The following is a 13,282-nucleotide window of genomic DNA, read 5'->3' as shown; positions in this document are numbered from 1 at the left end:
AGAACGGATATGGACGAGAAGGAGAACTTTCGTGTGCAGTTGTTGCACACAAACCCTCATAAACATTTGATTTTATTTATCTATCTTCCCCATCCATCATTGGCGCCACCGCAAGTCTGTGGCGTAACATATTCATTTCATTATCTTCTTAATGTCTCTGTCAGACCAATTTGGCGAGGATGCCCGCCCAAACGTAACCGAATTTACGATTTTGCCGCCGCAACTGAAAGCCCCTCAGCTACATCAATCTTTCGCTGCACACGTAGGGCGCACGAAACCGGTGAGCAACGTCCGCTCCGCCACTGCGCATCGCGCTGCCACGCTGGTCGTGTCTGACGATCGAACGCGCCGTGCCTCAGGTGGATTGGCGGATCACCAGTTCCGGATCGATCAGCGTCACGATCGGCGTCGGTAACGGCTTGCCGATCATCGACAGGATCCGCTCAACCGCATGGCTGCTGACCTCGGCGGCGGCATAGTTGATCGATGTGATCGGCACCGAGCTGAAGTCCGCCGCTTCGGTGTTGTCATAGCCGACGATCGCCAGTTCGCCGGGCACGGAGACGCCCTGCTCGCGACACCAGCGCAACGCTCCAATGGCGAGCGAATCGGTCGTGGCAAACAGCGCCGTCGGCCGCTGCTTCGGCTTCATTGCCTCGCCGATCGCCTGAAAACCGTCGGTCGCCGAATGGCCGCCGGGCTTGACCACGACGAGCGCATCGGCGGGAAGCCCTGCCTCGGTCACGGCGCGAAACGCGCCGTCATGCTTTTCGCTGTTGCCGAGCAGCTGCGCCGCGTCGAGCATGGCGATGCGACGATGGCCGCGCTCGATCAGGTGCCGGACCGCCTTGTAGCCGCCGCTGCGGTCGTCGATCGCCACCACGTCGAGGCCGGCAACCGGAATATCGGCAAGCACCAGTGCGGGATATCCGACCTGACGCACCGCGCGGATGTGGTCGAGCCGGTCGTGGTTGGTCGGATAGATGAGGATGCCGTCGACCTGCCGCGAGCGGAACACGTTCAGCGCACTCCACTCCTTGGCGGAATCGTGGTCGCTGGCGGCCAGCATCAGGGAATAACCACGCTGGGCGAGCTCCCTCTCGAGGAAACGCGACACCAGCGTCAGCGTCGGGTTCATGATGTCGGTGAGCACCAGCCCGATCGTCCGCGTCTCGCGGCTGACCAGCGCCTGCGCGATGGTGTTCGGAAAATAGTTCAGGCTCTGCGCGGCCGACTGGATACGGTCGCGCGTTTCCTCCGGAATTCGCAGACTGCCGCGCAGCGCCAGCGAAACGGTGTTCGCCGAGTAGCCGGTGGCCACCGCGATGTCCTTCAGTCGGGTACGGGTTCTCTGCAAGATCTCGTCACATTGGCCATGTTGCCTGAGAGGACTTAAGCCGGCAGCAATCCCTCTTCGCGCAACCGTTTCAGACCCTTGTACTGAAGGCAATCGGCGTGCATCTCCATCAGCTCGATGCGATTGCCGTCAGGATCCTCGATCCAGGCCTGGCGGTTGCCGTCGAGCCCGTCCTTGATCTGTGCGGTCAGCTTGATGCCGTTGGCCTCGATCGCCGGGCAGAAGCTGTCAAGATTATCGATCGTCAGGCACATGTGATTGACGCCGTTGGCGTTCCAGCCGGGAGCGCGATCGTTTTCCGCGCCGGGAAATATCTCCAAGAACACCTCTTCCGTGATCCTGAGATACACCAGCCAAGTGCTGCCGTCCTTATTGTGAAGGCGCAGCATCTCGGGAAAGCCGAGCTTGTCCCTATAGAAGGCGAGGCTGGCGTCCAGGTCCTTCACCTTGATGGCGGCGTGGCCGAAGCCGGTGATCCCTTTCATGACGTTTTCCTCCCGATAGGTCGAATTTCGTATGAGCGTTAATATCGCCTTTGCTCCCCGCCGCGCGCTTTGTCAATATGAATTCTCACCCGCCAAAGCGCGGGTTTGCTGCGCTGCAGCGTCGTTTTCTCGAATGCCCGGTGCCATTTGATCCCGATTTGCTTGTCACTGTTGACAGAGCGATATCGTCATGATTGGTTTAACGCTAATATGAAAATTGCCAGAGCCGCGATCGGCTAAGGCAGGCCTTCGAGGGAGGAACCCGAATGGCGCTCAGGTGGAGCAAGGTCTCGCCGCAGCTTGCGCTGATTCCTGCGCTCACTGTCACCCTGGTGGCCTTCGCCGGCGCCATCGGATGGACGATCTGGATGTCGTTCACGCGTTCGCGTCGTTTCCCTGACTACGCGATCGACCCCGCAGTTTGGCGCGCCAGTATGACCGGCTTTTCAGCGACGGCGTCTGGATGACCTCGCTCCGGAACGTCGTCGTCCTGGCGATCGGCAGCGCGCTCGCCATCGTGCTGGGTTTCATCCTGGCCGCGATGATCGAGAAGGAAAAGCGCGGCGAAGGCTTCTTCCGGACGATTTTTCTCTATCCGCTCGCGGTGTCGCTGATCGTCACCGGCATCGTCTGGCGCTGGATGTTCAACCCGGCCCTCGGTGTCCAGAACTTCCTGCACCAGCTGGGCTGGGAAAGCGCCAATTTCAACTGGCTGGCCGATCCTGCCACGGCAATCTACGGCATCATTCTCGCCTCGATCTGGCACGGGCTCGGCTTCTACATGGCGCTGATGCTGGCCGGCCTGAAGTCGATCAACACGGAAATCTGGAGCGCCGCCAAGCTCGACGGCGTGAGCTTCTGGCGGCTCTACGTCGAGATCATCATTCCGATGCTGAAGTTCACGTTCCTGACCTGCGCGATCCTGCTGTCGCTCGGCGTGGTCAAGACCTACGACATCGTGCTCGCCATGACCAATGGCGGACCCGGTACGTCAACCTGGACGCCGGCCTATTTCGTCATCAACGCCTATTCGACCCGTTCCAACATCGGTTACGCGTCCGCCTCAGCAGTCATCATGCTGTTGATCACGGCTGCCGTCTTCCTGCCGCTGATGCTGGTCACCGCCTGGCAAGTCCGCCGTCGCCAGGCCGCCGCCGTATGAATGCCGTGTCCGCTTACGAGACATCAGCGGCCGCGCGCATCGGCGGGCGCGTCTACCCCCGTAGGCGCCGCCGCATCAAGGGAGCGTCGATCGCCGTCCTCGTGTTCCTCGCCATGTGCGCGGCCTTCATTTCGATCCCGCTCTACGTGGTGATCGTCACCTCTTTCAAGACAATGGACCAGATCGCGCTCGGCGAGGTCTTTTCGCTGCCGACCACCTGGACATTCGAAGGCTGGTGGAAGGCCTGGGCAGAAGTCTGCTCGGGCATGACGTGCGAGGGTGTCAGGGCACGGATTCTTCATCTCGCTCGCCATTCTGTTCCCGAGCCTGTTCCTGTCGATCGCCCTGGCGTCGGTCACCGGCTACGCGCTGGCTCTGTGGAACGTCCGCTGGGCTGGCCCCTTTCTGTTCGTATTGTTCATGTGCGCCTTTGTGCCGTTCCAGATCATCATGATCCCGTTGGTCGCCCTGACCGCCTCGCTCGGCATCTACGGCACCATTTGGGCGATCGCCGTCATCCACGCCGTGCTGGCGATGCCGCTGCTGACGTTGATCTTCCGCAATTTCTACAAGGACGTGCCGCCCGAGATCATCAACGCGGCGATCATGGATTCCGGTAGCTTCTGGCGCATCTTCGCCGAGATCATCCTGCCGATGTCCGGCAACATCATGATCGTCGTGCTGATCCTGATGATCACCAGCGTCTGGAACGACTTCCTGATCGGGCTCACCTTTGGCGGCATGGGCGCCCAACCGATGACCGTCATCCTGGCCAACACCGTCATCACGGAGCGCGGCGAGGTCCACTACAATGTCGACATGGCCGCAGCTTTGCTGACGGCCATCCCGCCGCTGGTGGTCTATTTCGGGCTCGGCAAATTCTTCGTCCAGGGCATCACCGCCGGAGCCATCAAGGGATAGCCGTGCCGAAGGTCGAATTCAAAAATATCGTCAAGCAGTTCGGGCGCGTCACCGTGCTCGAGGATCTCGACCTCACCGTCAATGACGGCGAGTTCCTGGTGCTGCTCGGCCCGTCCGGCTGCGGCAAGACCACATTGCTTAACCTGCTTGCCGGCCTGCAGGAGGTGACCGCAGGCTCGATCACCATCGGCGGCCGCGATGTCACCGATCTCGATCCCAAGGACCGCGGCCTGGCCATGGTGTTCCAGTCCTATGCGCTCTATCCGACAAAAACGGTGCGCGGCAACCTGAAGTTCGGCCTCTCGGCGCAACGGCTCGACCGCGGCGAGATAGAGCGGCGTGTCGCCTGGGCCGCACAGCTGTTGCGTATCGAACCGCTGCTCGACCGCCGTCCGGCGCAACTGTCCGGCGGCCAGCGCCAGCGCGTCGCCATCGGCCGCGCGCTGGTGAAGAATGTCGACGTGTTCCTGTTCGACGAGCCGTTGTCCAACCTCGACGCCAAGCTGCGCACCGAGATGCGTCTGGAGATCAAGAAGCTCCACCACGACCTCAAGAAGACGGTCGTCTACGTTACCCATGACCAGGTCGAAGCGATGACTATGGCGACGCGGATCGCTGTAATGGACGGCGGCGTCATCCAGCAGATCGGCACGCCGGACGAGATCTACGAGCGGCCGGCCAACCTCTTCGTCGCTCGTTTTGTCGGCTCGCAGCCGATGAACGTCTTCGAGACGACGATCGATCTCACCGGCAACCGCGTCGTCGCGACCCACCGGTCGACCGGCGTCGAGATGGACCTGTCCGACTATTCCTTCATCAGGCAGCCGGCCACGGGCATGAAGGTGCTGGTCGGCTTGCGGCCGGAGCATTTCTCGATCGGCAGGCCGAATGGCGGCAAACCGGCCGCCATCTTCGACCTGCCGCTGCGCTACAGCGAAAAGACCGGTAGCGACGGTACCGCCTTCTTGGCGGCCGCCGACGAGCTGCTGGCTGTGCATGTAGACCATTCGCAGATCGGCGCGCTGCGGGACGGCGCCAGCGTCAGAGCGATCTTTCCGGCCGACCGGTTCAATCTTTTCGACGCCGAAACTCGGAGTCGGATTTAACATCAATAGGGAGGAAACGATGTCCAGAAGACTGACGTCCAAGAGACTGCTGGGCGCATTTGGACTGGCGCTGGCGATCGGCGCCGCGCCGTTCGCCAGCGCCGCCGCCACCGAGCTCAAACTGTTCCATACATGGTCGAATGAGAGCGAGATCGGCGCGCTCAACGCGATCGTCAAGGCGTTCGAAGCGAAAGGTAATAAGATTACCGAGATGGCCGTGCCGCACGAGCAGGCCGGCTCCAGCCCGCTGGTCAGCCTGATCGTCGCCGGCACACCACCCAATTTGTTCATCAACTCCGAGCCTGGCCTTTATCGCGATCTGACCAAACGCGGACTGGGCGAGCCGCTCGACGCCTATTTCGACAAGATCGGGGCGACGCCGAATTTTCCCGAAACGGTTTTGAAGTCAATCAAGGTCGACGGCGAGATCCGCAAAATCCCGACCGGCGTCCATATCGACGGGATGATCTACTACAACAAGAAGGTCGCCGCCGAGGCCGGCGTCGACCCGACCAAATGGGCCTCGCTCGACGATATGTTCGCCGACATGAAAAAGGTCCAGCAGGCCGGCTTCACCTTCATCGGAGTGGGCGGCAACACGTTTCAGGCCGGCTATCTCTTTCATGCCCTGGTCGCTGCCGTCGCCGGCCCGGACATATACAACCGCTTCTATGGTGAAACGCCTGACAAGACTGTGTTCGACGAGAAAGGCCTGCGCGACGCGATCGACATGTTCCGCAAGATCACCAGCCAGGCCGACGCGGGCTGGGTGAACCGGCAATGGAACGAGACGACCAGCACGGTCATTTCGGGCAAGACGCTCATGCAGATCCATGGCGACTGGATGAAGGGTCAGTGGAAGGCCAACAAGAAGGTGCTCGGCGAGGATTTCGGCTGCATCAACATTCCCGGCACCAAGGCGCTATCGGTGACGGTGGATGCGTTCGGCATCCTCGGCGGCCAGCCCGATGACGTGCTCAAGGCAGAGCTCGACTTCGCCGGTACCGTCGTCGACCCCAAGATCAACGCCGAGTTCGCTTCCATCAAGGGATCGAGCCCGGTGCGCCTGGACGTTCCGACCGACAAGCTCGACGCCTGCAACCAGCTCGTCCTCGACTCGCTGAAAAAGCCCGGCTTCAGCGTCCAGAATCCTTTCAACATATCCGACACCGACTGGCTGAACTCGGTGTGGAATACGATGTACACATTCCAGGGCGACCCCGACATGACGGTCGACGACGTCATCGGGGATTTCCGCAGCGAATACGCGGCGGTCTTCCCGTAATATTGGTTGAGTCCGCGCCGCCCACCTGCCTCGCGAGTTCGTCGAAGGACGATACCCTCTCCCGTGAACGGGGAGAGGTTGATCGATCATTTGGCCAACTCAACGCGCCGCCACTAACCCACGGGAAAACATTTTGCGCAACAGACGGCGGGGGCAACTCCTGCATCCATTGACAGTCGTCATGCTCGGCTGGAGAATGAAGAAGGTCAACGGCGATAGCCATGCGGGAAGGCAATGGTCCAACCGCCAGATACCGGACACCGTCCTGGCAGCGTCGTCGCGGTCATCGTCATTTGTTTGATCATCGTCGCTTTGTTCTTCATAGGCTTCAGATACTCAAGGCCAGGCCAAGGTACCCTCGTTATTCCTGGCGGTACGCTGCAGCAACCGTGAATCCGACCCCTTGGCGCTGATGCGGAGCCGTTCTCGGGCTACCAAAAGTGCCCCGGCGGGACTGGGGACGACAGCAAGAACCGTCCGGCGCTTCGCGGCCGGTCTTTTGCATCCCGCCGCGGCCTTCCTTTCCCACCTAAACAACCAAGCCTGGCCGGTGTGAGGTCGACATACTGGGAGACGACGAGCCCCATCCACCAGGCACTAGACGGCCCTGATCAGCCGGAGCAGAGAAAGCGCCTCGAAAAAGGTCCCCTTGCGAAAGGCGAGATAGGTCGGCTCTTCGACACCGTGGAACCGGCGCTTGAAGGCCGCCTGCCCCTGCAGGTTGAAGCGGGTGCGATTGACCCACGGCGATTCATAGGCGCGCTGGAAAGCGCACCGCCAGAAATCGCTTTCGACAAACCCGCTGGGTCCGATTTCGACCAGCGGCGACAGGCCGAGGGTAACGACGGAAACACCTTCGTTGCGAAAGCGGTCGACCGCAAATTTGGTCAGGCCGATCTCGGCATGCGCCGAGGCATCGATGTGCTTGCGCTTGAACGAGGTGGTGTAGCCGATGACCTTGCCGTCACTGAACAGCGGATCGAAATCCAGCAAGGCCACGAGCTCTCCATCCGGACCGTGCAGGACGAAGCGGCGCATGTCGATGCCAAGGTGATCGGCAAAGGGCCTGTTGAGAAACCTCATCTCCCAGCGCTTGACGATGCGGTCTGCCCGCCAGTTCTGGGAGAGCCTGGCAATCTCGTCGAGGAAGACGGTCCCGTTGTCCTCCGCAAAGGAAAACCCCTTCCTCAAGAGCCAACGTTCGGAATAGCGCACTGTCTCATTGCGCCTTCCGGAAAAGTCGTGGCCGGGCAGGACAAGCCTGGTGTCGACGCCAAGGCGGTTGACCTGATAGCCAAGCCCGGCAAGCACGCGCGCCGTCTGTTCGCCGATCTGCACGAACCACGGGCTGCCTGCAACCTCGACGAAACGTTTGATATAGTCGCGCCGATCGGCCGGGGCAGCCATTGGATCACCGAGCGCGAAATGATGTCGCGTTTTGCTGCCGTAAGCGATGTAGCCCTGGGCATCGCCGAAGTAATGAAGCCCCTTCTGCACGGCGGCCGAATAGGCAAGGGAAAAATCACCATGGCGACGGACCAGCGCCAGGCGCTCGACATGGTTCAGCTGCAGCCGCGGTATTTTAGGCCCGCGGTTTTCCAAAAAACGATCGAGGCGTCTTCGCAATGACGGCATGGTCGACTTTCGCGTGCCGGCTAGGCCGATGAAAGAGCTGACGGACCCCAGACCGATCATATTGCCGCGAGCTGATCCTTACCTGGTGCGGCATCTTATCCGGCCGGAACCGCCAGATTTAGGCACAATCCGCCCCCGGTCCCGCCCCAAGGCGGCACCACGCATTGTTGTCGACGCCCAGCGTCTGACGGCTGGTTGCTGCGCTCTTCGCGACACGAAATCGATTCCACTTCGGAAGCGCTCACCTGCCAAACACGATGGCGCTTATCGAACTGCGCTCTGAGAAGATTGTGCTTGATCTGAAGCCAGGAATTCGTCGCGTTCTGCTATCCACAAATCGGCATAGTCGACATTCTGCCACTCGGCAAACCACGGGCCGCCGCTCGTATAGTGGACCGCCTTAGGTGTGCCGACAGCAGGCTTTTCGTTCCAGCCTTCGAGCCAATTCCACTCTACCGGCAATGAGCCCAGATCTTCGTCGGCAACCCACTGCATTCGGTGAAGATAGGCGCCACTTTCCTGGTTCACGACCTCTGGCGTGAGCGATTTGACCGAGGGATGCGCGCAATTGAACAGCATCAACGACGACCAGTTTTTCCGAGGATAGGATGTCTGGACCACGCCATCCATCTTGGTCGTGGCCTTCGGCGTATAGTCATGCTGGACGCAATAGACCGCCTTGTCCGAGTCCGTATATTTCAGCAGGCCTGCGACGTCACCGAGCCACAGGAAATCGCAATCGCAAAACAGGGCCCAACCCGTGTAGCCGGCGAGAAAGGGCGTCAGAAAGCGCGTGTAGGTGAACTCCGTTGAGGCGAGCGGGTCTTTTTCCCGCCAGTACAGCCCGCGGCTACGCATCTCGTCCTGCTTGATCGGAATGACGGAGACAGGCGCCGACGCATGTTTGAGCAGCGAGTGGCGCGCGACGTCGTACGCGATCGGCTCACGGCTGTCCCATCCGATAAATACCCTAAACGCATCAGTCATATTCACTACCCTGGCTTTCGATTTTAACGGTCGTACACTAACTAGTTGGCGATGGCTCGGCAACAATGGCGGTCGCGCAAGCCGGTTTCTCACAGATTTGTCCTGGCCTCGGTCTTGCTGGTTCGGGTGGAATTGGCCTCGCTCCCCAATGCCACACGCGCCCATTTCTGATAGGTGTAGCTGGCGGAATAAGCGGCAACCATCGCCCCAGTGGAACCGTCCAGAAATCCCAGCCGGAAAACATAGCTGCGCATATAAGCCCAGACAGAGCGCAAAACCGCCTTGCCTATCGAGCTTTTTTTGCCCTCGGCAAGCAGCCGCGCGGCGGACGCTTCGGCGTACCGGCCAATCTTGTCGTGGGCATCCGCCAGGTCGGCGATGGAGTCGTGCTCGATCGGCTGGGACAATCGCCCGACCTTCCCGTTCACCACTACTTTCTCGTGCACGGTATCGTCGCTGAAGCGCCCGGAGCGGCGACGAAATAGCCTGAGCACCAGATCGGGTGACCAGCCGCCATGGCGGACAATATGCCCGCAAAAGCGCGATCTTCTCGGTATTTCGAAGCCGTCATAGCCTTTTGGGTCGGCGATTGCGGCTCTGATTTCCGCACCGAGCGGCGCCTCCACCCACTCATCGGCATCCAGCGAAAGGATCCAATCCCCCGTTGCCGCGGCAAGCGCACGGTTTTTTTGCGCGCCGAAACCGGGCCAATCAAGGGTCATCAAAACCTTGACTCCGAGATCACCGGCAATGTCCCTGGTTCTGTCGCTGCTGTCATTGTCTAGAACGACGATTTCGTCGGCAAAATCCACCGAACGAAGGCAGCGCGCGATGGACGCCTCCTCATTGCGGGTGATGATAACGACCGAGAGCACCGGCACGGTCAGAAGGTTCCGGCATCAAAGCTGCCGCTGTCATTCGAATGTATCTGCAGCATCGGCTCCCGGCCTGTTAGCGCACTGAGGGTACTAACCTAATCCAACAAAGTCGAAAATCATTTCAGATCAAGGCTTTCATACAGCGCCATCATTCGCTTTATCATGACGTTGAAATCATAATGCTCGGCCGCCGCTCTCACCCGGGTCGCGGTCTCACATCGTGACGACAACTGCAGCGCGTGCGCGAGCCCTGCAGCGAGGTCGCTTTCGCTGGCCGCGTCGCAAACAAGCGTCGGCTCGAACCGCTCGACAAGCTCGCGCGCTCCGCAGCCGGTGCTTACCACAGCGGGCAAGCCGCTGGCCATGGCCTCGATCACCACTGTGCCGAAAGGATCATAGATGGAAGGCAGCACGGCAATATCGGCCGCGCCGTACCACGGCAACATGTCCTTTTGCGGCCCCAGCATCTTGAGCCTTGCGCCGAGACCCAGCCTGTCACCAGTCTGCCTGAAGGCGTTGGCGCGCGAATCGTGGCCGACGACCCACAATTCCGGCTCGCCATCGAGCCTGGCGACAGCCCTCATCAGTGCAAGAAGCCCCTTTCGCGCAAAGCCCGAGCCGACAAACAGGACGACCGACCTGTTATCGTCGACGTCGAGCCGCGCGCGGACCGCGGTCCGATGCTGTTGGCGCAGTTGCGGATTGAAGCGGTGGAGGTCCACGCCGTTGGGGATATGGTGCACATTTTCCGCCGGATAATCGTAGTGACGGACAATGTCGTCTGCGACCATTTTCGAAATCGCAATGACAGCTTTGAGCCGTGGGCTGGCATAGGTTGCGCGCTCGAGGCGCAGCGTCTGGCGGTGAAAAGGGCTCAGCGCCATTGCCGCCCTGCCAAGCCGCGTCTGGAAACGCCGCCGCTCGGCAAGATAGGCGGCATGAACGCCCTCCCCGGCCCGGAAGACATCGCAGCACGGGAGGCGATCGTTGCTCTGCACCAGCGCCCGTGGCATCTCGGCGATCTTGCGGCAGGCGGCTTGAGCAAAGGACGTCGCCCGCAGCGAACGCGGAAAGCGGCGGCCGGCGCAATGGATGAACTCTATCCCTTCATTACGCGGCCAGTCGCCGGAGAGCACGGCCACCGGCCGCTGACGCGCCGCAAACGCGGCCATGATGTTTTCCAGCATGATCTCGCCTCCACCGAAAGGCGCATAACGCTGGCGCACGAACAGGATCGGCACTGTCGGTTCGGCTTGGACCTGCCGATCATGCTGAGACAGAGCCATTTGACCTCGCTACGCCGTGAAGATTTGCACATGATCGACTGGAGTGTCGTTTTCCTGAGGTAGACTGTGCGCCGCCGAGCAGAAGCCGCGCATTGCCGTCAGTAGCCGAAAGCCTCAAAATCCTCGGCATAGAGGCTAGAGACGATCCCGCGCGATCTCTTATCATAGTAATCGTCGGCCTTGCTCGTCGCATCCGTTCGGCTTTGGCTGCGGTGGATGGTGTTGCTGATTTGCCTGCCGCCACTGATCCGATCCCACACCTTTTGGAAGTCCTCGGCGAAATTTTCGACACGACCGATAAAATCAAACTCGGACGTGGGCATGACAAGCGACGATGTCTGCGGAGCCCAATGGAGGTCCGCATACAGCCAGCCATCTTCCAGGAGATCACAAAATTCACAGAAAGTCGGGATATTGCCGCGCTTACCGATGTTTTTCTTTCCCGTCGCGACCTTATCCAAATAGGCCGACAGCACGCGGCTGTAGGGATTCCGCACAAACGTGAACGCGAACACGTTCGAAATCGAATCAACCTGATCGACGGTCAATTGCGACGGACGCAACAGGGTGTCGCTCTGCAGCAATTGTTTCTTCGCGCCGGCGAGCTGGAAGTTTTCGCGAAATTTGAGCTGGGCCAAGTTTATTGTGACCGTAGAGTTGGCCGACTTCGCAATGCGATTGTAGAAAAATCCGTGATCGGGATCAAACAATCCTTGCCGATCGGCGGTCAGTATCGTCAATTTGCCGCCATACGGGTATCGCTTGTAAAACGGAGAAGCCGGTATGGTCCTTTTGGCGACCGTTCGGCCAACCTTTGTTTTGATTTTCCGAAATCGTTTCAGCACATTCGAGCTCGATCCGTGAGTGGTTTCGTCCCCCGTTTACCGTGCCCACCGCGGCGTATAGCGTAAGTCTGTCGACGCTGCCAAGTTAGAGATTGAATGTAAAAAATTTGGCGGAACATTTGCGTTGTCTAACGCCTTCCCACCCCCGGAAAAACATCGCAGCACAAAAGGCGATCATTGTCCTGCACCAGGGCCGGAAGCGTTGGTCGTGCTGTGACAAGCCCGTGCGACGCGCGATGCCTCTATCCACCTCAATTGAGCTTTCGAACTTGGCGGGAGTTTCTTCGCAGTCTATTAAGCGCCGTAAGCCAGCCTTGGATAGGGCAATGCGGTAAAGACAGTCTGCCTGCTTACAGGCCTATGCCACGACAGGTAGACTGATTTCAAGGCGAGGGTTTTTGCCGATGACGACCAGCCATGTTTCGCCCGATAATGTCGTGCCGGGCAAACGCCAGCTCGGCGCATTCCGTCGCCTCGAGCGCTCGTTGCGGCCACGGCTGCAAAACCTTCGCGACGTAGTCAGGGAGCCGTTTCTTGCCTGGGCGCATCCGGAAGCCCTCGCCTTCTACCGCAGGGCCGTGGCAACCGCATACCTGCCGGACGACCTGATCGACGTGGTCCCGCAACTCAAGATCCTGTACCTGGCAACGCCGAAGGCGGCCAGCAGCCGCATTCGAAGCAACCTTGCAGCCATGATCGGCAACGACACCGTGTCGGGGTGGCGCAGCGACCAGAACTGGAAGGTCCACAACCGAAAGGCGTCACGGTTGCAGGCGCCTCGCCATGGCATCGTGCAGTTCCACCGCATGGCGACAAGTGCTGAAGCCTTGCGATTTACCTTCGTTCGCAATCCCTATATCAGGCTGTTGTCGTGCTGGGCCGACCAATATCGCGACCGTCCCCTTGTGCCTGGCTATGGCAGGGTCGAGGTCTATCTGGCTCATCGCGAACGGGCCGATCCGGCGCTGCCTGTGGGCGCTGACAAGAGCCTGTCCTTTGCAGATTTCGTCGCCTTTGCCTGCACGACGTCCACATGGCGCATCGACAAGCACTGGCAGAGGCAAAGCGACATTGTCGAAGTTCCAGGAGTTACGTTCGACCTCATCGGCAAGACCGAGACTTTCGCAAAGGATTTCGAACGGGTTCTCGATCATGTCGGTGCAGGCGACGATATGCGGCGCGCGGCGATGCCGCCCCTGCACACCTCCTCGCGTCGCAGGCTTGCCGACTACTTCACGCCAGAACTGGCGGATTCCATCTATCGCGCGTATGAGCGCGACTTCGATCAGTTTGGCTATCCGCGCGCGCTTCCGGAGTGAAAATATCGGGCGTATC

Annotated in this window: 13 protein-coding genes; 6 read left to right on the top strand and 7 right to left on the bottom strand. The window is 60.1% G+C overall.

Annotated features, from left to right (window positions below):
- Positions 1-355: 355 nt before the first annotated feature.
- Together NKH05_RS06495 and NKH05_RS06490 are read right to left on the bottom strand one after the other, a co-directional pair.
- The gene (locus NKH05_RS06495) at positions 356-1,357 is read right to left on the bottom strand and encodes a LacI family DNA-binding transcriptional regulator (RefSeq protein WP_031193584.1); all 1,002 of its coding nucleotides are present in this window, start codon (positions 1,355-1,357) and stop codon (positions 356-358) included.
- Between the two features lie 35 nt (positions 1,358-1,392).
- Positions 1,393-1,842 carry a VOC family protein gene (locus NKH05_RS06490; protein ID WP_023717674.1) on the bottom strand — a complete coding sequence of 150 codons (450 nt, stop codon included), beginning with the start codon at positions 1,840-1,842 and terminating at the stop codon, positions 1,393-1,395.
- Positions 1,843-2,108: 266 nt separating this feature from the next.
- Here NKH05_RS06490 and NKH05_RS06485 point away from each other — a divergent pair, with 266 nt between their 5' ends.
- The 5 genes from NKH05_RS06485 to NKH05_RS06465 all read left to right on the top strand — a co-directional run bounded on the left by NKH05_RS06485 (position 2,109) and on the right by NKH05_RS06465 (position 6,316).
- On the top strand, positions 2,109-2,309 hold the full coding sequence (locus tag NKH05_RS06485; protein WP_353025161.1) for a hypothetical protein: 201 nt from the start codon (positions 2,109-2,111) through the stop codon (positions 2,307-2,309).
- The gene (locus NKH05_RS06480; protein ID WP_353025160.1) at positions 2,306-3,004 is read left to right on the top strand and encodes a carbohydrate ABC transporter permease; all 699 of its coding nucleotides are present in this window, start codon (positions 2,306-2,308) and stop codon (positions 3,002-3,004) included. The genes NKH05_RS06485 and NKH05_RS06480 overlap by 4 nt, the downstream gene beginning before the upstream one ends.
- 279 nt (positions 3,005-3,283) lie before the next feature.
- Positions 3,284-3,925, top strand: coding sequence for a carbohydrate ABC transporter permease (locus tag NKH05_RS06475; RefSeq protein WP_353025159.1), 642 nt, complete (start codon positions 3,284-3,286; stop codon positions 3,923-3,925).
- A 2-nt stretch (positions 3,926-3,927) separates the two neighbouring features.
- Positions 3,928-5,031, top strand: a complete 1,104-nt coding sequence (locus tag NKH05_RS06470; RefSeq protein WP_352482627.1) for an ABC transporter ATP-binding protein — start codon at positions 3,928-3,930, stop codon at positions 5,029-5,031.
- A gap of 19 nt (positions 5,032-5,050) precedes the next feature.
- Positions 5,051-6,316 (top strand): ABC transporter substrate-binding protein, encoded by a 1,266-nt coding sequence (locus NKH05_RS06465; protein WP_023717677.1) that lies wholly within the window; start codon positions 5,051-5,053, stop codon positions 6,314-6,316.
- Positions 6,317-6,913: 597 nt separating this feature from the next.
- On the opposite strand, the gene NKH05_RS06460 is transcribed toward NKH05_RS06465, so the two are convergent.
- The 5 genes from NKH05_RS06460 to NKH05_RS06440 form a co-directional block, all read right to left on the bottom strand.
- Positions 6,914-7,951, bottom strand: coding sequence for a phosphatidylglycerol lysyltransferase domain-containing protein (locus NKH05_RS06460; RefSeq protein ID WP_023717678.1), 1,038 nt, complete (start codon positions 7,949-7,951; stop codon positions 6,914-6,916).
- 264 nt (positions 7,952-8,215) lie between these two features.
- The gene (locus tag NKH05_RS06455; protein ID WP_352494621.1) at positions 8,216-8,938 is read right to left on the bottom strand and encodes a glycosyltransferase; all 723 of its coding nucleotides are present in this window, start codon (positions 8,936-8,938) and stop codon (positions 8,216-8,218) included.
- A gap of 89 nt (positions 8,939-9,027) precedes the next feature.
- Positions 9,028-9,819 carry a glycosyltransferase family 2 protein gene (locus NKH05_RS06450; RefSeq protein ID WP_353025157.1) on the bottom strand — a complete coding sequence of 264 codons (792 nt, stop codon included), beginning with the start codon at positions 9,817-9,819 and terminating at the stop codon, positions 9,028-9,030.
- Positions 9,820-9,932: 113 nt separating this feature from the next.
- Entirely contained in the window at positions 9,933-11,102 is a 1,170-nt protein-coding gene (locus tag NKH05_RS06445; protein WP_353025156.1) for a glycosyltransferase family 4 protein, read from the bottom strand.
- Between the two features lie 98 nt (positions 11,103-11,200).
- A complete protein-coding gene (locus tag NKH05_RS06440) occupies positions 11,201-11,842 on the bottom strand; it encodes a sulfotransferase family protein (protein ID WP_352844045.1) in 642 nt (213 codons plus the stop codon).
- Positions 11,843-12,351: 509 nt separating this feature from the next.
- Between NKH05_RS06440 and NKH05_RS06435 the strand changes: the two genes are divergently transcribed.
- On the top strand, positions 12,352-13,266 hold the full coding sequence (locus NKH05_RS06435; protein WP_353025155.1) for a sulfotransferase family 2 domain-containing protein: 915 nt from the start codon (positions 12,352-12,354) through the stop codon (positions 13,264-13,266).
- Positions 13,267-13,282 lie beyond the last annotated feature (16 nt).

The sequence above is a fragment of the Mesorhizobium sp. M1399 genome (assembly GCF_040317735.1).
In the GTDB taxonomy this organism is placed as follows: domain Bacteria; phylum Pseudomonadota; class Alphaproteobacteria; order Rhizobiales; family Rhizobiaceae; genus Mesorhizobium.
This window is presented reverse-complemented; position numbering and strand designations above follow the sequence as displayed.